Raw genomic sequence first — 24,558 nt, 5'->3', positions numbered from 1 at the left:
CAGGACGGGCAGTTACGAAGGGAACGGAAACACTTCGATTCGTTCGAACGATGTACTGCTCGAGGAACGAAGAAGGGGTGATTGCTGTGACAGCTGAGCCGGATGACACGCAGCGCCAAGATCGGTCGGAGTCGACCGCCGATCCGCAAGTCGATCTGGCGGCACTGCGCCGCGAACTCGATGTCGTGGATCAGCGTTTGCGCGATGCGCTGCGCGATCGACTCCGCGTGTGCGAAGAAGTCGGCTTGCTCAAGCGCCGATTCGACATCCCTGTGATGCAACCGGCCCGCGTCGATCAGGTGACTCGAAGCGCTCGGGAGTACGCGACCCGTCACGATTTGAGTCCCGACTACCTCGAAGAGGTCTATGCACTCATCATCGCAGAGACGTGTCGTGTCGAGGATCTCCTGGTCGCGTCGGACACCGACGATCCGAGCGCCCGGTGACCCGAACGCTCCTGGTCGACAACTTCGACTCGTTCACGTACAACCTGTACGACCTGTTGACGGAGGTCAACGGTGTCGCTCCGACAGTGGTGCGGAACGATGTCGACTACGCATCCGTCGATCAGACGGCCTTCGACAACATCGTCATCTCACCCGGCCCCGGTGACCCCACTCGGCCGGCCGACTTCGGTCTGTGTTCTCGGCTTCTCACCGACACGACCCTGCCGGTGCTCGGTGTGTGTCTAGGACACCAGGGACTCGCAGCCGCCCACGGCGCGCGAGTGGTTCGCGCCGAGGTACCCATGCATGGTCGCGTGTCACGCATCAGGCACACGGGAACGCGCCTCTTCGCAGGCTTGGATCAACCGCTTTCGGTCGTCAGGTATCACTCTCTGGTCGTCGCCGACCTGCCCGCAGAATTGGTCGTCACCGCATGGACGGACGACGGCATCACGATGGCGATCGAGCACTCGTCGCTCCCCAGGTGGGGTGTGCAGTTCCACCCGGAGTCCATCGAGTCGTCCGGTGGCCGCCGACTGCTCGCCAACTTCCGCGACATGACCACTACTCGCGCAGACCGCCAGGTCCCGCCCGAGATCCGCGCCCGTTCGCGACAGACGCCGACGCTGGTCGTCGACTACCGGGAGGTGGCAGTCGCCCCCGAGCCCCGGGCAGTGTTCGATGCCGTGACCGCCGGGACCGGACGGTTCTGGCTGGACGGCACCGCGAGAACCGAAGCGAGTTCACGTTTCACCATCATCGGAGACACCCGGGGCCCCCGCGCCGAGTACGTGACGTACGACCTCGACTCCGGCACGGTCACAGTCCGCCGAAGCGACGGGACGACGGACCGGATCACATCCACCTTCTTCGACTACCTGGACGGCGCGCTACGCGAGTCCGTGGTGGACCGGCGGGCCGAACTCCCCTTCGACTTCCATCTCGGCTTCGTCGGCTACCTGGGGTACGAGCTGAAGGCGGAGACCGGTGGCGCCGCTGCCCACTCGTCCCCCGATCCGGATGCCGCCCTGGTTTTCGCCGATCGAGCCGTGGTGCTCGATCACGACGGGGGACGCGCCTACGCGTTGTGTCTGAGCGCCGGGGCCGACGATGCCGAGTCCCGGCGATGGCTGGACGACACCGCGGCTGTACTCGGTCATCTTCCGACGGCGGGAGATCGGACAGAGGATCCCGCGCCGATCACGACTCATCCTTCCGAGGCCGCGATGACCTTGCGCCACGACCATGCCGCCTACGTCTCGCGCATCCGAGAGTGTCTTTCCGAGATCGCCGCAGGTGAGTCCTACGAGATCTGTCTCACGAATGCCGGTGAGACCGCCGGAACCATCGACGCCGTGGCGACATTCGATCATCTACGCGCGATCAGCCCGGTGCCGTACGCGTCGGTGCTCGAATTCGAAGGACTCTCCGTGGTGAGTACATCTCCGGAGCGATTCCTGCGCGTGGACAGCCGTGGCGTCGTGGAGTCGAAACCCATCAAGGGCACCCGTCCTCGCGGCGTCGACGCTCAGTCCGACGACGCGTTGAAACGCGACCTGACGGAGTCGGAGAAAGACCGCGCGGAGAACTTGATGATCGTGGATCTCGTCCGCAACGATCTGTCGCGAGTGTGCGTCCCGGGTTCCGTTCACGTTCCCACGCTCTTCGGGGTCGAGACGTACGCGACGGTCCATCAACTCGTGTCGACGGTTCGCGGCACACTTGCCGGCGCGTCGGTCGTGGACTGTCTGCGTGCCACCTTCCCCGGCGGATCGATGACCGGGGCACCGAAGATTCGCACCATGGAGATCATCGACCGCCTCGAAGGCGGGCCACGCGGGGTCTACTCGGGAAGCATCGGCTACCTCTCCCTGGACGGGACAGCGGATCTGTCCATCGTCATCCGGACGATGGTGGTGCAGCCGACCACGGTGCGCTTCGGCATCGGTGGTGCCATCACCGCTCTGTCCGACCCCGAGGACGAGTTCGAGGAAACACTGGTCAAGGCGGCGACGATGCAGCGCGCTCTATCGCTTTCCTCCGCGTCGGCCAGTCCGGCCCCGGCCCGATGGAATGCGTGGAGGAAGCCCGCCAGGGCCGGTGAGCATCGGCCGGTGTCCCGGAAGAAGTACGCCGGATGACGGCGTCCGATGTGGTCGTCGTCGGTGGCGCGGGGTCGGTCGGATCCATGTACGTGGAAGCATTCGAGCGCGCGGGAGACACTGTCACAGTTGTGGATTCGGCCGTGAATCCCGACGACGACGTACTCGCGCGCGACAGTCGTGCGGCGAGGTTGCTCGCCGTGTGCGACACCGTCGTCCTCGCCGTGCCGCAATCCGTGGCCCTCGCGGCGGTACCCCACCTCGACACCGTCATGCAGCCGGATGCTCTCCTGGTGGACACCCTGTCTGTCAAGAACGCGATGGCCCGCGCCGTCGAGCGCACCACGCGATCACGACCCGCGATAGGGATCAATCCTCTGTTCGCACCGTCGCTGGGCATGGACGGCCGGACCACAGCGGTCACGGTGTACCGCGACGGCGACGCGGTGCAGCGCCTCGTCGACATGTTGACGAGGCGCGGCAGAGTGGTGCTGGTATCCGCCGAGGACCACGACCGAGCCGTCGCATCCACTCAGGCACTGACTCACGCCGCAGCACTGGCATTCGGCGTCGCGGCGGCTCGAATGGGAATCGACCCGGCTCTCGCCACCGCCCTCGGTCCGCCCCCACACGTGACGTTGTCGGCATTGGTCGCGCGGGTGTCCTCGGGCACGCCTGAGGTGTATTTCGATGTGCAACACGGCAACCCCTTCGCTGCGGACGCGCGCGCTGCCCTCCGTGAGGCAGTCGACGTCGTGGACGACGCGTGCACCCGCGTGGACGATTTCGCAGCGGTCATGGTCGAAGCACGGTCGAGCCTGGGTGACGCCGCGCAGGAATACGGCAGCCACTGCGCACATCTCTTCGACCGAGGTGTGCAGATCAGGTCGGACAGCAAGGAGCAGTCGTGACCATCCCGAACGTGTCCCTGTCCCCCCGAAACGATGTCGAGAATGCCGTGGTGGCGCGACTGGGCGCCAACTGGGGTAGGCGAGCGGCGGTGAAGAAGCCCGAGCAGCAGTTCGACGACCTCTTCGATGCGGACAAACTCGACTATCCCGACGGCCTGATTCCCTTCGGCCGTCACCCTGCCTACCGCGCGCTCTCCGAAGATCGACGACATCGCATCCGCGCTCGCGCGTGGATCGCGTTCAACAAGAACGTGATGGACGTCGAACAACACGTGGTGAATCCCGGTTTCGCACTACTCGCCCGCGACGTGTTCGATACAGGGATGGGCGACACCCTCGCGGTGGCCGTCACCCAGGCGATGGTGGACGAGCAGTACCACACGCTGATGCACCTGCAGGCGAGCGCTCTCACCCGTCGTGCCCGGGGTATCAACGCTTCTGACCGCGACTTGCCCGATCCGGCTACTGTTCGGCGTATGCGGGTCGATCTGGCGGCCTGCGACAGCGAACGGGACGAGCACCTCACCACACTCGCCTACACCACGGTCGCGGAGATCTCGATCACGTCCTACCTCGCGCTGATCGAAGACGGCCCCGACATTCAACCGGTGAACCGCGCCACCGTCGCATTGCACGAGCGGGACGAGCACTGCCACGCGTCGATCGCAGCCGAGATGGCGTTGGTCGTCCATCGCGCCCTGTCCAGCCGGGATCGACAATTCTTCCACGACCGACTGGACGGCGCCATGGATGCTTTCGCGTCCAACGACATGACGACGTGGGCGCGAATACTCGAACTCGAGGGCATCGACGACGGCGATCGGATACTTGCGGACGTGAGCGTCGATGCCTCGCGAAAGCCGTTGTTGCAGGATTATTCCGGGATCGAGGAACTGCGTCGTCGCTGCGCGGAAGACCTCACGCGGTGATGGGTGACGCTCACGGCGGCCTCCGTCGGGCCGTACAGATTGTGAACGGTCGGGGCGGTACCGTCCGAAGTTCGTGACGCTGCCGCCAGCGACGAGACGAGAGTTCGCGGCAACGATTCACCGATGCACAGAACGTCGCGCACGGTGGCGAGAGCGTCGGCGGCGCCGGATCGATCGAAGGCGAGGAACGACTCCAGCAGTGAGGGCACGAAAGTCAGCGCAGTCACTCGATGACGTCGCACCGTGTCGGCCAGCACCGCCGGATCGCGGTCACAGTCCGGTGGGGCAACGATGAGTCGGGCACCGCCGAGCATCGGCCACCACAACTCCCAGACCGACAGATCGAACGTCATCCGTGACCGCCACAGAATCGCACCGCTGGGATCGGCGGGAACGATCGACTGCAGCCACTGCAACTGCCCGACGACGGCCGCGTGGGTGACGACGACACCCTTGGGCTCACCGGTGGACCCGGAGGTGAACAGTACGTAGGCGGGTGAGGACGGCCGAGGAACGGCACGCGTGTCGGTCGCCGCCCCGGCAGATGCCAGGACGAAGTCCCGGCGCTCGGCGGGCCAGTCCGGGTCCACGGGCAGATACGCGGCACCCGCCGACACGACGGCCTGTACGTCGATCACCGACTCGATACTCCGTTCGGTCGACACCGCGACCACGGATTCCGGTCCGACCCCCGACGCCACGAGAACGTCGCGACGCTCACGGACGAGTTCTCCCAGTTCCCGATAGGTCAGCGACCGTGTTCCGTCCTCGACCGCGACCAGATCGCCGTGTTCACGATAGGCGTCGCTCAGCAGGTCGGACAGTGTGCGCGCCGGCAGCGGCGCGCGGTCGCCCGCTGCGAGCAGTTCCGCCGTCTGCGACTCGGTCGTCATCGGTGCGTCCCCCACAGGTCGCTCCGGTCGCGTGAGAAGAGCCCGCAGCAGCATCGGGAACGTGTCGGTCCATGCCCGCGCCGTCCGCGCATCGAAGACGTCGGTCGCGAACGTCAGCGCGGCGGGCATTCCGGTCGCAGAACCGTCGGACTCGAACTCCTCCGACACCACCAGGTGCAGGTCGTACTGCGACGTCCCGGGGTCCACGTCCAACGGTTCGAATCCGATGCCCGCGACGCGCGCCACGGGCCTCTCGATGTTCTGGTAGGAGAGCATGATCTGGAATATCGGGTGATGCGATGTAGAGCCCACCCGGGCGAGCGCATCCACCACTCGCTCGAACGGCAGTTCGGCGTGATGGAAGGCTGCGAGATCGCCGTCGCGCACCCGGTCGACGACATCGACGAACGACGCCGCGCCATCGATTCTCGTTCGCAGCGCCACGGTACCGACGAACATACCCACCACCTCGTCGAGCATCTCGTCACCACGGCCTGCCACCGGCGTCCCGATCACCACGTCGTCGGTCCGCGCCCATCGCGCGAGAAACACCGACAGGGCGGCGTGCACCACCATGAACGGCGTACTTCCTGTTGCCGCTGCCATGTCGATCACCGCCCGGTGGATGTCCGCGTCGAGGTGCATCGGCACCGTCTCGGCACGTAGCGACGGCACCGGCGGGCGTGGGAAGTCCGCCGGAAGAATCGGTCCTTCCGGTATCCCGTCCAGTGCGGATCGCCAGTACCCCAGATGCTCGGCGGCCCTGCTCGACGAGGATTCCGGATCACCGAGAGACGCGCGCTGCCACACAGCGAAGTCTGCGTACTGAACCGGCAGGTCCGGGAACTGCGGCGACTCCCCCTTCGCACGGGAGGAGTAGGCCTGCAGCAGGTCTCGGACCAGGGGCCGCATCGATTCACCGTCGAGGGCGACGTGGTGGACCACCAGCGCGAACATGTGGGATCCGTCCTCTCGGCGCCAGAGCCGGGTCGCCAGAGGTGGCGCAGCGGTCACGTCGAACCCGGTACCGACGAACCGCGCCACCTCTCCTGCGAGTTCGTGGTCGGACACCGACAGCGGCGTCAGGCCCAGATGTAGTGCGGACGCGGGCAGGATCTCTTGATAAGGGCCGTCGTCCGAGTCGGGGTAACGAGTGCGAAGCGACTCGTGTCGCATGACCACATCGTCGACAGCAGCCGCCAGTGCGTCGACGTCGAGATCACCGGTCACCCTCGTCACCAGCGGTACGTTGTACGCCGTTGCCGGCCGTGCCGACTCCGCATCCGACTGTCCTGTCGTGACGACGTCGAAACGGTTGGCGAACCACATCCGAGTCTGCGCGTAGGACAGCGCAATTCGTGCCGGACGCGGGATCGAACCCAGCATCGGCGGCGCCGTGCCCGGTTCTTCGCCGACAGAATCGAGGTATGCCGCCAGACGAGCTGCCGTGGGAGCGTCGAACAGAGCCCGCACCGGAACCCTCCTGCCGATCTCACGTCCGAGGCGCGAGACGACGCGGGTTGCGCTGAGAGAGTCGCCACCGCTCCGGAAGAAGTCGTCGTCCACTCCGAGACCGTCGATGCCCGTCACCGCTGCGAAGACGGCCAGAACGGCGTGCTCCGTCTCTCCTCGAGGCGGCCTGGGCGGCGACGGAGCGTTCACCTCGGGCACGGGCAGTGAGCCGGTGTCGACCTTGCCGTTGGGCGTGAGCGGCAGAGCCGGAAGCGGAACCAGGACGACCGGAACCGATGCGGGCGGCAACTCGGCAGCGAGACGCGTCCGCAACTCCTCGGGATCCTGCGTCACCTCGCCGTCCACGTAGTAGGTGACGAGCATCGTCTCCCCGCCAGGAGTTCGCCTGCCCACCGTGACCGCGGCCTCCACCGCGAACATCTGGAGAAGGACGGCGTCGACCTCCTGTGGCTCGACCCGGATCCCCCGCACCTTGATCTGAGTGTCGACGCGACCGACGTAGCGCAGGGTCGGCATCTTTCCGTCGGTCGCGGCGACCGCACGGACGAGGTCGCCGGTGCGATACATCCGCGATCCCGCACCGGCGTACCCGCCGGCGACGAATCGCGTCGCAGTGAACGCGGAACGCCCGTGATAGCTGCGGGCGAGACCTTCTCCGTAGAGGTACAGCTCACCTACCGAACCCAGCGGTACCGGATGCAGTCGGCTGTCGAGGACGAGAGCGCCGGATCCGGTGACCGCCCGCCCCAGAGTCACCACTTCGCCGACTCGCAGCGGATCGGAGAAGTGGCTCGCCACAGTCGCTTCAGTGGGTCCGTACGCGCCGACCATCCTCACCGAGGGCGCCCAGATGTCTCGCAGCGTCGGCGCGAGGGTCTCGCCTCCGACCGACATCATCTGCACCGTCGGCAGGCGCAGCGGATCGAGCGTCGAGACCACTCCCGGAGTCGTGGACAGGTGGGTGACGCGTTGTTCTGCGAGGTACTCCGTCATCTCGTCACCGGCGACGATCTCGGGCGGAACCACGACGAGGGTGGCGCCACAGAGAGTGAAGACCAGCATGTCCAGCAGATACGGGTCGAAGCTCGGCGACGCCGTCTGCGCCGGACGCGACTCGGGACCGGTCGCGAAACGTCGACGTGCCTCCTCGGCGAGCCCGCTGATCCCTGCGTGAGTCACGACGACACCCTTGGGTGCCCCGGTCGATCCCGAGGTGTAGATCACGTACGCAGCCGAGTCGATGCGCAGCAACCCCGGTCGTTCCGACGGCGCGACGGGCCGGCACCGCGGATCGGCGTCGACCGGCAGTGCCCACTCGTCGTCGATCGCCGTCCACGCCACCGTGTCGGGTAGCGACCCGATCGTGGAGCGCCGGGCGAGACCGATCGAAGCACCGGCATCGTTCGCCATGTACGCCGTGCGCGCGGGAGGGTACGCAGCGTCGAGTGGCAGATACGCGGCCCCGGTGGCCGCCACGGCCCACACCGCGACCACCATGTCGAGCGATCGCGGGAAGGACAACGCCACGACGACTCCCGGTCCCGCACCCGCAGCGATCAGTGTTCGTGCGAGCCGACTCGCACGCGCACCGAGTTCCCGGTAGGTCATCGAGTCGGTACGGCAGACGACTGCTGTACTGTCCGCGAAGGCCGCGGCCGCGCCGAAAAGCAGGTCCGGCAACAGGGTTGGGTGATCTGCCGGTTCGGGTCCACGAAGAGCAGACATGAGGCGTGCACGCTCGGCGTCACCCAGGACGTCGAGATCGCCCACTGGGCACGCTCGGTCCGACACTCCGGACGAGAGCACGGCCTCGACGACCGACAGCGCGGACCTCACGGTGGATTCGTCGAACAAGGCAGTCGAGTAGATCATCGACAACGTGATCCCGGACGGGATACCGGCACTGTCGACCGACGACGTGGCCGTGAACAGAAGATCGTCCTTGGGCGCTCCGAGACCCGCGTCGACCGTGTCCACCTGGAGCCCCGGAAGGGCGATCGACACAGTCGATGCCGGTGCCCCGTAGGCGAACCCGATCCGATAGAGCGGGGCACCGTCACGAGCGAGCCTCGCCGCGATCCACTCGAACGGCACGTCGGAGGAGTCGTACGCGGAGAGGGACGCATCGCGAACTCGGCGAACCACATCTGCGAACGTCGACGACGGCGAGACACGAACTCGAACTGCGACCGTCCCGACGAACATACCGACCGCGGCGTCCAGGGCCGGGTCGTTGCGTCCGGCCACCGCCACACCGATCGCGAAATCCTCACCGCCGGACCAGCGAGCCACCCCGACCGCGTACGCGGCCAGAAGCACCATGTGTTCGCTCACTCCGTGGCGACGGGCGTACGCGTCGATCTCCTGGTGCAGCGACACCGACACGTCGAGCTCCACGTCGCCGGCGCGTGCCAACAGCGTTCCCTCCGCACGATCGACAGGAAGATCGAGCGAGGCCGGGAGTCCGTCGAGCTCCGCGTCCCAGTACCGAAGTTGCGATGCGGCGCGCGCAGTGGGGTGCTCCGCAGAACCGAGCAGGGCGACCTGCCACCTGGCGTAGTCGGCGTACGACGGGGCCTCCGAGGACCAACCGGGCTCCATTCCCCGAGCCCGCGCGGCATACGCAGTGACGAGGTCGGTCACCAGCGGCGTCAACGACGCGCCGTCGACGACGAGGTGGTGCAGGCACACCACGAGAACGTGCACCGTCTCCGACACTCGCAATATCGCTGCGCGATAGGGAATTTCGGACGTCACGTCGAAAGGCCTGGACACGAGAGACGTCACTTCCTCCGACACCGTGTCCAGCTCGACATCGATCACCGGAGGTCGCCGGCCTCGCATCGACGACACCGACGCGATGGAGAGATACGGCCCGTCGTCGTCCTCCGGGAACGTCGAACGCAGGCTGTCGTGTCGCGACGTGATGTCCACCAACGCGTCCGTCAGCGCATCGAGGTCGAGTTCGCCTGTCAGGCGCAGCACGAGGGGCACGGTGTATGCGGTCGACGACGGGTCCAGACGAGCCAGGATCCACAGTCTGATCTGAGCGGGGGCCACAGGGAGTCGCGTCGGTCGCGGCGTGTTCGCGACCGCGGCCAGGCGAACGATCTCTGCGTCGCCCTCCCCCCGAGCCGCGTCGTCGAGTAGTCGAGACAATCCGCGGGGGGTGGGGGCATCGAAGACATCCACCACCCGTAGCTGTCCCGATCGGGCGGCATTGACCCGAGCCACGACCCGCGCGGCCGTCAACGACGACCCACCGAGGTCGAAGAGGCTCTGGTCGTACCCGACAGTCGTCGTCCCCAGGACGTCCGCGAACACCGACTGCACGAGATCGATCGTCGCTCCGCGCACGTCGCCACCGTCCGCGAACGAACGCGCGGCGGTGATGCCGACGGCCGGAAGCACTGTCTCGTCGACCCGCCCGTCGCGACCGACGGGCATGACGGGTACCAACACGAGGGCGGCGGGCGCGGCGTGGTCCGGCAGCGTGTCGAGCAGTGCGCGGCGCACCACTGCGGGTGGGCGCGGATCCTCGGTGTGGACATGGGCGATCACGCGCGGACCTGCGTTCGGGTCGGACAGCACGACGACGTGGGCGTCGATCACGCCGTCGGCGTCCCGTAAGCGAGCGGCCATGCCCTCCAGGTCGACCCGCACTCCGCGGACGACGGCTGCACCCGCGAGACGACCTCGAACGGTGACCGACCCGTCGACGGCCGTGGACGCGCTCACCCCCGTCCACACCATCGTCTCGCCCGGCCCGGCGCCCGTGGCGACCGGCGCGGCGACCGACCTGCCGGCGGTCGCTCTCGGATCGGCCGACATCGTTGCCGCGGACTCACCTGTCGAGTAGAGGTGCCCGATCACGCCAGGGGGCACACGACGCAGCCGAGCGTCGAGTACGACACCGTGGCCCGCGTCCAGCGCTCCGAAGGTCCCCTCCGAGAACGTCACCGATCGACGACCGTCCTCGACCGGTAACTGCGCGTCGACGACGACCGCGGGCACGCCCTTCAGAGCCGGAAGCTGGTGGACGGTCGCAGCGACGGGACCCAGACCGTCTCGCCGTACTTGTTCGGCAGGACTCACGGTGTGGTCGACCGCGGTCAGTCCCACCCCCAGAAGCAGCGGGCCCCAGAACTCGACCGGTCCCCACGCGGCATCGCTCATGTGCCACCACAGAACCGGGCCCTGCCCGGACGGTACCGACCATGTCGCTCTGCACCCCTGCACGATGGCGTCGTCGTCGAACACGAACCATGTGTCGAGGCGGCGGACGACGAGCAGGGCGGTGAGATCCGGCCGTCGTGGTGGCAGCTCGCCCGTGCCGAATGCCAGTGTGGCGCCGCACAGAGCGCACGCCACGACCTCGATCGCTGCATCGATGGTCTCGACCGTCGGCGCTCCGACGATCGAGCCCGGTCCCGTCCCGTTCGCACGAAGGCGTTCCGCGGAGTCGGACGCACGGTCCCAGAGCTGCGCATAGGTCAGTTCGACCTCACCCTCGCGAACAGCCACATGGTCCGGTCTCGCGTCCGCCAGACGCCGAAGTGTCGCTACGACCGTTCCGCCGGCGACGGCCGATGACCTAATCGTCTCACCGAGCGCCGAGGACAGGCGGGCCGACTCGTCCGGAGCAAGGGCGGCCGCGGCGGCGAGCACAGCATCGTCCGGGGCCTGCGCGAACGCCGGTACAGCCGTCCGGAGAGCCGCCGCGGTCTGTTCGAGACGCTCGAACGTGACCGAACTGCCGGGAAGCACCGGCAAGTCCGGGTACGACCGGGCTCGATCGGCGACCACCCTGGCCAAGCTCTTCTGTCTCACGCTCATCCTCTGCCCGCCGGTGTCGACGTGGGTCACGGCGGGCTCCCGACACGATAACCGGAAATGCCGCTCTCACAGCCTCCACAAGTACGACAGGTAGCGTCGGTAGCGAACGAGTGCAGTTCACTCTTGTCACTTCTGTAACATCACGCTCGCATCTCACCTTTTTCGGAGCTCAGGGAAACGGAGAACACCACCATGACGGGTCGAGCCTTGTCGTTGCTGTCGTCGGCAACCCTGGCAGCGACGATGATCCTCGGGGGCGGCACCGCTTCTGCAGAGCCAGCTACCGCGCCGCCCCTCGCGGGCGCGGCGCTCGACGTCCCCGGTGCGAACGACCCGTCCTGCGTTCCGTCGGCCGAGCGCCCCGACCCGGTGATCCTCGTCCACGGGACCTGGGCGGACGCCGCGAGCACGTGGGCGACACTCGCGCCTGCACTCGCCGACGAGGGGTACTGCGTCTACGCCATCAACTACGGGCAACGTGCACTGTTGGAACCCGACAACCTCCTCGGACTGTGGGGAGGTGCCGACATCCGTCACTCGGCGATCGAGCTCGCAGCCTTCGTCGACGCCGTGCGGGAGCGAACGGGTGCCGCTCGGGTCGACATCGTCGGCCACTCCCAGGGAGGCACCCTCGCTCGCCAGTACCTGAAGTTCGAGGGCGGAGCCGATCTGCTCGAACCGTCGCAGAACAAGGTCGACCACCTGGTGACGCTCGGCGCCACGAACCACGGTACGTCCTACGCCGAGAAGCAACTCCTGGGCAAGGTAGCGGAGGCATGGGGGTTCCCGATCCAGGCCGCGGCCGCGGCGGCCGTCGGACCGTCGGCAGTGCAGCAGATGGCCGGCTCGCCGTTCCTCGAGGTCCTCAATGCCGGCGGTGACACCCTCCCCGGCATCGACTACACAGTCGTCGCCAGTCGGGACGACACGGTGTCGACGCCCCCCGAGAACACGTTCCTGGCCGCAGGACCCGGTGCCCGGGTCGAGAACATGTGGGTGCAGGACGTCTGTCCCGGTGCCGACGTCGATCACACAGCATTGACGACCGATCCCGGCGCGCTCTGGCTGACACTGCGCGGACTGGACCCTGCGTACGCAGAGCAGACCCCTCTTCGCTGCGCGACCGAGTAAGTCGTTCGAAACCGGCTCTGCGCCCATTAATTGCGTTTATTCAGCATTGATGCGGGTGGCACGAAATCCGTTTATCGTGTTGAGTCGAAAGTATGGTTCATTCACTATCGGTCGTCATTCCGGCGCACAACGAGGAGAGCTCGATAGAAGAGTGCCTGCACGCACTGTTGGTGCAGAGTGATGCAATTCACGAAATTATTGTCGTCGACAACGCGTCGGACGATGACACCCGCCGGATCGTCGACGATCTGGCGCGCGAGCACGACAGCGTGCGAGTGGTCTCCGAAACAACTCCAGGGGTCATCGCTGCACGTAACGCCGGTTTCGACGCCGCGTCGGGGTCACTCGTGGCACGTATCGACGCCGATACCGTCGTCCAGCCGGGATGGGCCCCGGCGATCGTGGACTTCTTCACCAGGGTCGGTCCGGAATTCGGCGGCGGCAGCGGATTCAGCTATTTCCACGACCTGCCGTTCCAACGCCCGTTTCGAGCCGCACAACGCCGGGTGACAGAGAAGATTCGCGCACGAACCAATCGCGACAATCCGGTACGCACACCCGAGATGATCGGTCTCAACATGGTGTTGACGACCGAAGCGTGGGAGTCGGTCAAAGGTGATCTGACCAGCCGCTCCGATGTTCACGAGGACGTGGACCTGTCGATCTGCCTCCGAGAGACCGGGGTACAGATCGGGTTGGTTCCCGGCATGTCGGTCACGACATCGGGCCGGCGGTACCTGACACCGCTCCGCGATTTCCTGGCCTACTACGCGGCGGGTCCTCGTACCTACCTCGCGCACGGTTCCAGGTGGGGCGCCGTCGGAGCGGCGGTCGGCAGCTCGGCGGGCATCGCGTTCTACCTCGCGATGTGGGTGCCCTTCCGGGCATGGAACCCTCGTACCGGCCGTTTCGAACTCAGCGGTATGTTTTCAGCAAAGAAGCGCGACGCACCTCGAATCTCGTTCACTCGTCAGGCGCGATGATCGGGTCGGCGCACCATCTCGTATCGAAGATCAGGTGAACTCGTGTCAGAACACAGCGCACTGGGCCGATCGCGCTACCTCCCGAGAGCGACGGGCCACGGTCGAATGCACTACTGCACCGCAGGTGACGGTGGAATCACCGTGCTCTTCGAAGCCGGACTCGGCAAGTCTCGATCGACCTGGTCACTCGTCCAACCGCAACTCACCGACTCGGCCCGGACGGTCGTGTACGACCGCGCGGGATACGGCCGAAGCGACCCCGCCCCCGAACCCCGAACGTTCGAGGCGCTCCTGACGGACCATCTTCAGGTGCTCGACGATGTCGTCGACACTCCGTGCATTCTGGTGGGTCACAGCTACGGCGGACCGATCGTCCGTAGAGCAGCACTCGCGAGACCCGAGAAGGTCAAGGGCGTCGTGCTCGTGGACGAGGTGCCCGAGATCGCCGGGGCGACCCTGATCGACCGATCGATGGGTGGAGCGACTGCGTTCTATCGTGCACAGGTTGCACTCGCGCGGGTAGGTCTCCTCTCGGCGGCACACCGCCGAACGTACTTCCGCAGGTTGACGGGGTCTGCACTCCGCGAAGCCGTCGACGAATCGGGCACCGTGCGCGCGGCCCGTACCGCGCTCGCCGAGTGGAAGCAGATGATTCCCGGCGTGAAGCGGCTCGAGGCGACGGGGCCTCACTTTCCCCGAGTTCCGCTCACGGAGATCACTGCCGATCGCAACGGTGGATCCGAGCCCCGTGCAGACGATTTCCTCTACCGGGCTCACCATGACATCGCCGAGGCAGCGGGCGGTCGGCATGTGGTCGCGACCAGTTCCAGCCACGACATCCAACTGACGGAACCCCGCCTCGTCGTCGAGGAGACGCTGCGCATGATCGACGTCGTGAGTTCCACGTGAGAGCGCACCACGCCCGTGCACGGCCCCGCGTTCAGGGTCTGTCCTCTGCCCGTACGACGACCGGACGACCGACGAACTCGGTCCGTTCACTGACGTAGTGTCGCCGCATGGATCTTCCTACTCTGTCGCTTGTCGTCCCGGCGTTCAACGAAGAGGACACCATCGGGTACCTGATCGAGTCGATCCGTGACCAGCTGAGCGAGTTCCACGAGATCATCATGGTCGACAACGCGTCCACGGACGGTACCGGCCGAATCCTGGCCGAACTCGCGAGCCGGATGCCGGCAGTTCGCGTCGTGTTCGAACCACGTCCGGGCGTCGTGATGGCCCGCAATGCCGGGTTCGACGCCGCTGACGGAGACATCATCTGTCGCCTCGACGCCGATGCCCGCGCCAAGCCCGGCTGGGCTCGGACCATCAGAGAATTCTTCGCAGAGGCCGCGCCGGACATCGGCGCCGGAACCGGGCGGTTCGATCAGTACGACATGCCGTTGCAACGACTGCACAAGCTGTTCCTGGACATCGGGTTACGTCATGACGGCGACGGTCCGCTCGAGGTGCCGACCCTGTTCGGAGCCAACATGGCGATCCGACGGTCCACGTGGACACTCATCCGCTCGGAGTTGCTCGACATCCCGGGGATCTTCGACGACCTCGACATAACCCTCTGTGTGTCGGACGCGGGACAGAAGTCCGTGCTGATCCCGGGAATGGAGATCAGCGCATCCGGTCGGAGGATGCTCTCCAGCGTGTCCGAGTACAAGAAGTTCGTCGAGTACATGCCCGCCACCTACGCGGCGCGGGGCATGCACACCGAGGCCGCGAAATCTCGGGCCTCGGTGCGCACGATGCGTCTCCTGCATCTCCTCTTCTGGCTTCCGGTCAGAGCGTGGCAACCTGCGAGCAGGCGTTACTCTCTCTCTCAGCTGATCTCCGATCACCCACAACGCGTGCTCCCCTACGACGCGTCGCGCTGACCTCGATACTTCTCACTCCCGTCGCGCCAGGGCGGCCAAGGCATCGAGCCACCTGTCGACGAGTGACGCGACGTCGTGCTCGTCGAAGATGTCGGGTGGGTACGACAAGAACGCCTTGATGCGCGAACCGTCCTCGTCCGACTCGGCCATCGACTGGATGTCGAGTTCCGCCTGCGCCGGCATCCTGTTGCGAGCGACATCGGTCAGGTCGGGCGTGTCGAAGTCCGGCAACCACGCCGAGCCGCGGAACTCCTCGGGAACGGCTGTCTCGGCGACGCGACCGATGTAGTTGAAGACGATCTGCGGCTCCGAGTACGAGCCGAGGATCTCGGCCGATTCCGGATCGAGGTAGCGGAGCATTCCGTAGCCGATTCCGTGGTCCGGAACGGCAGAGAGTGCCGCGCGTGTTCGCGAGAGCACCTCGCGTACCGAGACCTTCCCCTCGATCACGTCCGCTGCGTCGAGACCCTCGAGATCGACTCGCGCGGGATACATCGTGGTGAACCAGCCGACGGTGCGCGAAAGGTCGGATCCCGGTACGACGACCTCCTCGCGGCCGTGACCTTCGAGCGTCAGCAGCGGTGCAGATCCGTCCATTCCCCGCTCGGCACGCCAGGCGGCGACCGCGACGGACAACGCTGCCACCAGGAGCTCCGCGGTGGTCACGGACCCGTCGGCCGCAGGAGCGAGCAGGGTCTCCGAAATCGCATCCGGAACGACGACCGTGGTGCGGGACAGTCGATCCCCGGTGTCGACGGAAAGGTCGAGACGACGACGTCCCAGAGCGGGGTCCGGTGTATCCAACACTCGACGCCAGTACTCGAGCTCCGCCCGACGGCCCGAGGCGCGTTCCACCAACTCCGTGCTCCACGTTCGCCAGGAGGTGTCCACGGGCGCAGGCGACGGCGGCTGTCCACCGGACACTGCCATTCCTGCAGTCACCAGATCGGTCACCAGTATTCGCCAGGACACCGAGTCGACCACCAGGTGGTGAGGGAGGATCAGCAGTCGCCCTCCTACCGCATCGTCTTCCGGCGCGAACCACAGGAACTGCAGCATGGTGTCCGCCGTCGGGTCGACGCGACGCAACGCGTCGTCGAACTCGTCGCGCAACGCACCGTCGTAACCGCTCGTCCCCGGCTCAGAGCCGATCGGGAGGGCGATCTTCCGCACTCGCGCCGTGACATCGAACTCGGACGCCGGAGGAATCTCGAGGGCGTGCCCTTCGACGTCCATCCGCGCCCGGAGCACGTCGTGCCGATCGACGACCGACCCGAGGACGTCGACGAGACTGCTCCGCGTGAGACCGGCCGGCAAGGTGAGCATCAACGGCATCACGAATCCGGACCAATCACCCCCGCGGGCGACCATCTTCTCGGCGACCGGAGACAGCGGCGCCGATCCCGTTCCTGCCGTGTCGCTCTCCTGCTGCGAGGTGCCGGCTCGACCGTCGACCGCAGCGGCGATCGCCGCGACTGTGCGAAGTTCGAACACGTCCCTCGCGGTGAAGGCGAGACCGGCAGCGCGGGCCCGTGCCACCAACTGCATCGACACGATGCTGTCGCCACCGAGACCGAAGAACGAGTCGTCCGCACCGACGCGCTCGATACCCAGCACCTCGGCGACGACCTCCGCCACGGCGATCTCCGTCGGCGTCGACGGCTCGCGGTAGGAGCTGGAGAGCATCTCCGGAGCCGGGAGTGCACGCCGATCCGTCTTGCCGCTGGACGTCGCCGGGAACGATTCCATGATCGTCACCACGTCCGGCACCATGTAGCCGGGCAGAACGCGGCGTGCTGCATCGGTGACCGTCTCGGGAGCCAGGGTGATGCCCGGGCGTGGGACGACGTACCCGACCAACACACTTCTCGATCCGATCTCGTGCACCACCGCGGCCGCGCTCGCGACATCGGGGTTCGCCGAGAGGGCCACCTCGACTTCTTCGAGCTCGATACGGAGACCACGGAGCTTTACCTGGAAGTCGACACGACCGACGAAGTCGAGTTCGCCGTCGGTCGTCCACCGAACCAGGTCACCGGTGCGATACATGCGCGAACCCTCGGGACCGTACGGATCGGCGACGAATCGCTCCGATGTCAGGTCGGCGCGGGATGCGTATCCGCGCGCGAGCTGATCACCGGCGAGATAGAGCTCGCCGGCTGCTCCGACGGCAACCGGCCGGAACCGGTGGTCGAGCACCTTCGCCGTGACGTTCCAGGCCGGTGAACCTATCGGCAGGGCAGCGCGGTGAGAGTCCCTGTCGATCACCTCGTACGACGTGGCGTCGACGGTGACCTCGGTAGGACCGTAGAGGTTGACGATCCTGGCGTCGGTTTCCTTCCGGACACGTTCGACCAGCGAGGACGTGAGAGCCTCACCGCCGGAGAACACCGCCCGCAAGGTGCGCAGCGCATCGCCGCCGAGAACCTCGGCAGCGTCGGCGAAGAGCGACAGCACGGACGGAACGAACTGCACCACCGTGATCCCGTGATCGGCGACGACGCGGGCCATGTAGGAAGGATCGCGGTGGCCGTCGGGTTCGGCGATGACGGTGCGCGCGCCGACCAGAGCGGGCGCGAACAGCTCCCACACCGACGCGTCGAAGGTGAACGGCGTCTTCTGCAGCAGCACGTCCGAATCCGTGAGCTCGTACGTCTCGATCAGCCACAGCACCTGGTTGACCAGCGCGCCATGTGTCACCTCGACGCCCTTGGGAACACCGGTCGACCCCGACGTGAACAACACGTAGGCGAGCGAATCGGACCTCACGGCGCCACGGCGTTCGACATCGGTGACCGGAGCCTCCGACCGACCGTCGGCGAGCGAGGACACCGTCACCGACTCCACGGCGCCGAACGACGACTCATCGGAGACGGCAACGACACACCGCGGTGCCGAGGCAGCGACCACTGCCTGGATTCTGGCCTCGGGATTGTCGAGGTCGATCGGTACGTAGGCCGCTCCCGCCGCGAGAACCGCGTTGAGAGTGACCTGGAGGTCGAAGGACCTCGGTAGCGCGACACCGACACGGTCGTCGGGTCCGACACCGAGCTCGATCAGTCCACGCGCCATCTGATTCACACGAGCGTGGAAACGGCCGAAAGTCATCGACTCGCCCGCGAATTCGAACGCGACGGCGTCCGGGGAACGGAGTGCCCGTTCCCGGAGCAATGCCGCCACAGTCGTGTCGGGAACCGCGTGCGCGGTGTCGTTCCACTCCACGAGCACGGCTGCACGCTCGGACTCGGAAAGGATGTCGATCTTTCCGACCGAGGCCGATCCTCGAGTCGCCACCGCGTCGAGAATGCGGGACAGCCGGTCCGCGATCGCCGAGATCTGATCGGCATCGAACGCCGTCGGCATGTACTTCAGTGTCAGGTGCAAGGCGGTGTCGGTGTGGGCCAACACAGTCAACGGGTAGTGAGAGGCGTCCTCGACATCTGCTCCGGCGAACGTCATGCCGTCGATGTCGGTCGTCTCGTCGATACCCGCACTGTCGATCGGGTACGACTCGAACACCGTCAGGGTGTCGAACAGCCCCCCGATACCGACTGCGTGCTGGATCTTCGGAAGCCCCAGGTAGTGATGCTCGATCAAGTCGGCCTGCTCGGACTGCAGACGTTCGAGCAGAGAGTGCACCGACTCGTCGGGATCGAGACGCACCCGGACTGGAATAGTGGTGATGAAGAGTCCGAGCATGGACTCGATGCCGTTGATCTCGGGCGGGCGGCCGGACACGGTAGCGCCGAAGACGACGTCCTCGGACGCAACCGTGTGGGCCAGCAGAATGCCCCACGCAGCCTGAACGATCGTGTTCATGGTCACGCCACGCTCGCGGGCGATGTGTGCCAGCGCATCGCTGACACCGGAGCCCAGTCGGACCTCGTGCTCGACCGACACGATCTCGTCGGTCGCAGTCGCCGACAGGTCCGGCAACAGTTGCGTCGGCTGGTCCAGTCCGTCCAAGGCGTGCACCCACGCCGTCCGCGCGGAGTCGAAGTCACGCTCGGACAGCCACGACAGGAAGTCGCGGTACGGACGCACTCGCGGCAGAACCGACGCATCCCCCCGCGCCGCGTAGAGCACGATCAGATCCTTGAGCATCAGCGGCATCGACCAACCGTCGAGCAGGATGTGGTGGTTGCTCACGGCGAACACGTACGAGGACGGGCCCGTCGCGATCATCAGGAATCGCATCAACGGCGGCCTGCCGAGATCGAACCGCGCGACTCGGTGCTCGCGCAGCAAAACCGCAACCGTCTCGTCGACGGAGGCTGGTTCGTCACCCGTCAGATCGACGGTACGGAAGTCCAGATCCACGTCGTCCACGACGACCTGGACGGCGACACCGGTCGGGTCGGTCACGAAACCTGCGCGAAGGTGAGGGTGACGTCGGATCAAGGCCGCTGCGGCAGTACGCATGCGATCGGTGTCCACCGTCCCCCTCAGCCGCAGGGCAACCTGAGCGGTGTACACGTCCGTCGACGCGTCGCCGAGACCGGCACCCTCCGCCAACACGGAATGAAAGAGCATTCCTTCCTGGAGCGGAGCCAGCGACCACACGTCCGCAAGCGACGGATACCGATGCTCGAGACGATCGAGCACGGGCTGCGTCACGTCGACCAGCGGCACGTCGGACGGAGTGAGTCCTCCGGCGTCCGAGCGTCCTGCGTGACGAGCGAGCGCGGTGGCGGCGTCGACGAACAGATCCGACAGGCGGCGCGCATCACTGGCCGGCATGATGTCCGACGCGTGTGCGAAGGACGCCGTGAGCACAGGACCCGCCGGCGTGTCGTCGGTGGCCGCGTTGATCGACAGCACGGCAGGCACGACCATGCCGGGATCCTGGGCACCGCCGAGCCGGCCCCCGTCGGACGCGGGCTGCCATCCGAAGGACGCGAACTCACCGGCTTCGGCACCCGAGGGACCGGACACCCGGCCCAGGTAGTTGAAGCCGATCTCGGGCGCAGGCGATTCCGCGAGAAGTGCTGCCGTCTCGGGCTCGAGGTAACGCAACATCCCGAATCCGATACCGCGATCAGGAACGGACAGCAACTGCTCCTTGACCGCCTTGAGAGCGGCGCCCGCACTCGGACCACCGGCCAGTGCGTCGTCCAGGTCCACCTCGGACACGTCGAGCCGAACCGGGTAGAGCGAGGTGAACCACCCGACCGTGCGGCCGAGTTCCGCCGAGCGACCCACCGCATCTTCCTCACGGCCGTGTCCCTCGAGATCGATGGTCAGCGCTCCCGTGTCGATTCCTCGTTCGCGACGCCACGCGGCCACGGCCAACGTCAGGGCCGTGAGAAGCGAATCGTTCACTCCCCCGCGGTACGCCTCGGGAAGCGCGCTGAGCAGGGCCTCGGTCACCTCGACCGGAAGTTCGATCTCGAAGCGCCGCACCGTCGCCACCACGTCGATGTCCGGATCGAGCGCGCGCGCGCCGAGACGCGGTCCGGCATCGGCGAGTACGCCCCGCCAGTGGTCCGACTCGACGATACGAGACGCCGAGGCAGCCTCCGCCACCTGTGCGTGCGCCCACGTTCGCATGGACGTCCGGACGTCGGGGAGATCGGCCGCCGAACCCGACGAGAGCTGAGCCCACGCGGTGGCGAAGTCCGGAATCAGCACTCGCCAGGACACTCCGTCCACCACCAGGTGATGGATCAGGACGAGCAGGCGATCCGCACCCGGCGTCTCGGAACCGAACCACACGATCTGCACCATGCGGCCCTGTTCGGGCGACAGCCGGGATGCAGCGCGTTCGAGTTCGGCCTCGGCCGCCGCGACGAAGGCGTCGCTTCCGGGTTCCGCGTCCATGTCGATCCTGGTGAGCACGGACGCGGCGTCCACGGAACCGACGGGTGCGATGTCGAGGGCGGACTTGTCGGACAGCAACCGAGCACGCAACTGATCGTGCCGGTCCAGCACGGCAGCGATCGTCTGCTCGAGAAGGTCCGATCGGACTCCGTCCGGGAGCGTGAGGAACACCGCCTGGGAGAAACGGGCGTACTCCCGGCGGGTGTCGACCAGCCACCGCATGATCGGAGTCAGCGGCATGGTGCCCACTCCGCCACCGTCCAACTCCGGCAGTGTCTCGCCCGCGGCCACGTCGTCCGCGCGGTGCGCGACTTCGGCGAGAGCGGCGACGGTTCGTCGCTCGAAGACGTCCCGGGCGCGGAACAGCACACCCGCTGCCTTCGCCCTCGTGACGAGCTGGATTGAGACGATGCTGTCGCCACCGAGACCGAAGAAGGAGTCGTCGACTCCCACTCTCTCCACGCCGAGAACTTCGGCGAACAGGGCGGCGATGACCTCCTCCATCGGAGTCGCCGGCGCACGGTAGTCGTCCATGGACGTCGTGAAGACAGGTTCGGGCAACGCGCGACGGTCCAACTTGCCGGCCGGGGTCAGGGGCACGTCGTCGAGAACGACGATGGCCGACGGAACCATGTATCCCGGTAACGACGCTCCCACGTGTTCGGACAGTTCCGAAACGTCCACGGTCGCACCGCGGACAGGGAGGACGTAGGACACCAGCACCGTCTGTCCGGTGTGCGCACGTCTGTGTCCGACCGTGACAGCGAAGTCGACCTTCTCGTGACGGCCGAGGGACGCGTCGATCTCACCGAGCTCGATACGGAAACCGCGCACCTTGACCTGGAAATCGCTACGGCCGACGTATTCCAGATCGGCCTCGATCTCGGAATTCTCGCGATGATCGACCCACCGCACCACGTCGCCGGTGCGATACATCCTGGATCCGGTCGCACCGAACGGAGCCGCGACGAAGCGCTCGGCCGTCAGTGACGTGCGACGGTGATAGCCGCGGGCGACGGACGGTCCGGCGATGTAGAGCTCGCCGGGCACGCCGCGCGGAACCGGCTGCAGACGTTCGTCGAGTACCGCGAGGTCCACACCTCGGGTCGGTCCACCGATGGTGACAGGACGGTCCGGTGACATCGGTAGGGACGACGTGCTCCAGATCGTCGCTTCACTGGGGCCGTACAGATTGAACATCCGTCGACCGGGAGCCCATCGGCGCATGACCTCGGGAGGACATGCCTCACCCGCGACGGCCAGCACCTCGAGTTCGTCCAGGCCGGACGGATCGATGGTCGTCAGGGCCGCAGGGGTCACGAAGGCATGGGTGACGTGCATACCGCGGAGCAGATGGACGAGTTCGTCGCCGCCGATGATCGAGGTCGGAGCGATGACCATCGTCGATGCGGACGCGACAGCCATCAGGATCTCGAACACGGACGCGTCGAAGCTCGGCGAGGCGAAATGAAGTACGCGAGAACGTTCGGTCAGGCCCATTCGGTCACGCTGGTCGGCCACGACGTTCGCCAACCCCGAATGGGTCACCACGACACCCTTGGGCCGGCCGGTCGACCCGGAGGTGTAGATCATGTAGGCGGCGTCGTCGAGCCGGGTGGGGCGGTCGGGTGCGTGACGAGGTACGGCGTTCTCGATCTCCGCCGCGGTCTCGTCGTCGTCCACCAGAATCCACTCGACGCTCGGGGGCAACACTGCCGCCGACGAGGCCAGCGCGAGACCGATCGGTGCACCCGAATCGGTCACCATGTACTCGATGCGGTCGGACGGGTACCGGGGATCGACCGGAACCACGGCGCCACCTGTCTTGGCCACTGCCCAGAACGCCACCACCGAGGCGATGGACCGCGGTAGTGCGGACACCACGACGGTCTCGTTCCGGACCCCACGTTCCGCGAGAACACGGGCAAGCTTGCCTGCAGCCTCGTCGAGCATGCGATAGGTCAAGGTGTCGACGTCGAGGGTGACCGCGGCACTGTCCGGATCCGACGCAACCGCTGCCGTGAGGAGATCCGCCAGCACCGTGGGCTCGGCGCTGGTTCGTCCTCGCACGGGCAACAGGGCGGCGCGTTCCTCGACTCCCAGCAGATCGATGTCTCCCACCGGAACGGTAGGGTCGGCCACGACCGCCTCGAAGAGCCACCTCAGCCGCTCGGCGAGGAGCGCGACGGTGGCCTCGTCGAACAGATCCGTGGCGTAGGTGAACACAGCATCGATGCCCGCCGGCGTCCGGTCGTCATCGAACTTCTCGGCCAGCGAGAGCTGCAGATCGAACTTCGCGGTCGCCGTGCCTCCGTCGACCCCCTCGACGGTCAGATCCGGGAGTTCCAGTCGCGGTCGCGCGTTGTTCTGCAGCGCGAGTGCCACCTGGAAAAGGGGTGAGAACGCTGTCGAACGTTCCGGCGCCATCACCTCGACCAACCGCTCGAAGGGGATGTCGGTGTGGGTGAATGCCGCCAGGTCGACCGAGCGAACACGGGACAGGAGATCCCTGAAGGATTCCGCCGGGTCGACGTGCGTCCGCAGCACCAAGGTGTTGACGAACATGCCGACGACGTCGTCGAGCTTGCTGTCCGGTCGACCCGCGATCGCCGTCCCCACGGCGATGTCGTCGGTCGTGCTCGACCGCGCCAACAGCACGGACAGCACGGCATGCACCACCATGAACAGTGACGCGTTGTGCCGACGAGCGAGATCGTCCAAGGCCGCCTGCAACTCCGCAGAGATCGGGAAGCTGTGATCTGCGCCGCGCATCGACTGCCGCGCGGGCCGTGGGCGGTCCGTGGGAAGGTCGATGACGTCCGGTAGGCCGTCCAGCTCCGCAGTCCAGAACGCAAGTTGTCGGGATCCGAGCGACTCCGGGTCGTTCTCGTCGCCGAGCAGTTCACGCTGCCACAAGGCGTAGTCCGCGTACTGCACCGCCATCGGAGTCCAGCCGGGCTCGGCACCGCTCGCCCGTGATCCGTACGCCAGCATGACATCTCGGGCCAAGGGCGCCATCGACGCACCGTCGGCCGACACGTGATGGACCACCAGCACCAGTACGTGTTCGGGCTGGCCGTCGGTAGACGCGTCGTCGACGTGTCCGACTCTGAGCAGACCCGCACGCACCGGAACACGCTGGGAGACA

At 66.6% G+C, this 24,558-nt stretch carries 10 protein-coding genes (1 of these 10 cut by a window edge); 8 read left to right on the top strand and 2 right to left on the bottom strand.

The window, feature by feature from the left end:
* The first annotated feature begins 50 nt into the window (after positions 1–50).
* Genes HQ325_RS14205 through HQ325_RS14190 form a run of 4 tightly spaced genes read left to right on the top strand, consistent with a single transcriptional unit; the run spans position 51 to position 4,388 of the window.
* Complete coding sequence (locus tag HQ325_RS14205; RefSeq protein ID WP_222630453.1) at positions 51–446, top strand: chorismate mutase; 396 nt, start codon at positions 51–53, stop codon at positions 444–446.
* Positions 443–2,587: an aminodeoxychorismate synthase component I gene (gene pabB, locus HQ325_RS14200; protein WP_222630451.1), complete on the top strand. Its 2,145-nt coding sequence runs from the start codon at positions 443–445 to the stop codon at positions 2,585–2,587. The genes HQ325_RS14205 and pabB overlap by 4 nt, the downstream gene beginning before the upstream one ends.
* Positions 2,584–3,459, top strand: coding sequence for a prephenate dehydrogenase/arogenate dehydrogenase family protein (locus tag HQ325_RS14195; RefSeq protein ID WP_222630449.1), 876 nt, complete (start codon positions 2,584–2,586; stop codon positions 3,457–3,459). Before pabB ends, HQ325_RS14195 begins: the two co-directional genes overlap by 4 nt.
* Positions 3,456–4,388: a diiron oxygenase gene (locus HQ325_RS14190; RefSeq protein WP_308014435.1), complete on the top strand. Its 933-nt coding sequence runs from the start codon at positions 3,456–3,458 to the stop codon at positions 4,386–4,388. The genes HQ325_RS14195 and HQ325_RS14190 overlap by 4 nt, the downstream gene beginning before the upstream one ends.
* Here the strand turns inward: HQ325_RS14190 and HQ325_RS14185 are convergent.
* Positions 4,334–11,584 carry a non-ribosomal peptide synthetase gene (locus tag HQ325_RS14185; RefSeq protein WP_222630447.1) on the bottom strand — a complete coding sequence of 2,417 codons (7,251 nt, stop codon included), beginning with the start codon at positions 11,582–11,584 and terminating at the stop codon, positions 4,334–4,336. The two genes, HQ325_RS14190 and HQ325_RS14185, sit on opposite strands and share 55 nt — an antisense overlap.
* A 198-nt stretch (positions 11,585–11,782) precedes the next feature.
* Between HQ325_RS14185 and HQ325_RS14180 the strand changes: the two genes are divergently transcribed.
* From HQ325_RS14180 to HQ325_RS14165, 4 genes are all read left to right on the top strand, one after another.
* Entirely contained in the window at positions 11,783–12,721 is a 939-nt protein-coding gene (locus HQ325_RS14180) for a triacylglycerol lipase (protein WP_222630446.1), read from the top strand.
* Positions 12,722–12,813: 92 nt separating this feature from the next.
* Positions 12,814–13,704, top strand: a complete 891-nt coding sequence (locus tag HQ325_RS14175; RefSeq protein WP_222630445.1) for a glycosyltransferase family 2 protein — start codon at positions 12,814–12,816, stop codon at positions 13,702–13,704.
* A gap of 42 nt (positions 13,705–13,746) precedes the next feature.
* On the top strand, positions 13,747–14,613 hold the full coding sequence (locus tag HQ325_RS14170; RefSeq protein WP_308014438.1) for an alpha/beta fold hydrolase: 867 nt from the start codon (positions 13,747–13,749) through the stop codon (positions 14,611–14,613).
* A gap of 107 nt (positions 14,614–14,720) precedes the next feature.
* The gene (locus HQ325_RS14165; RefSeq protein ID WP_222630444.1) at positions 14,721–15,590 is read left to right on the top strand and encodes a glycosyltransferase family 2 protein; all 870 of its coding nucleotides are present in this window, start codon (positions 14,721–14,723) and stop codon (positions 15,588–15,590) included.
* 12 nt (positions 15,591–15,602) lie between these two features.
* Here the strand turns inward: HQ325_RS14165 and HQ325_RS14160 are convergent, their stop codons facing one another.
* On the bottom strand, positions 15,603–24,558 hold the final stretch of the coding sequence (locus HQ325_RS14160; RefSeq protein WP_261778172.1) for a non-ribosomal peptide synthase/polyketide synthase. Its footprint extends 24,965 nt past the window's final position; only the last 8,956 of its 33,921 coding nucleotides appear in the window; its start codon lies beyond the right edge, outside the window — the gene reads right to left on this strand; its stop codon occupies positions 15,603–15,605.

The organism is Rhodococcus sp. BP-349 (assembly GCF_019835845.1).
Lineage (GTDB): Bacteria > Actinomycetota > Actinomycetes > Mycobacteriales > Mycobacteriaceae > Rhodococcoides.
This window is presented reverse-complemented; position numbering and strand designations above follow the sequence as displayed.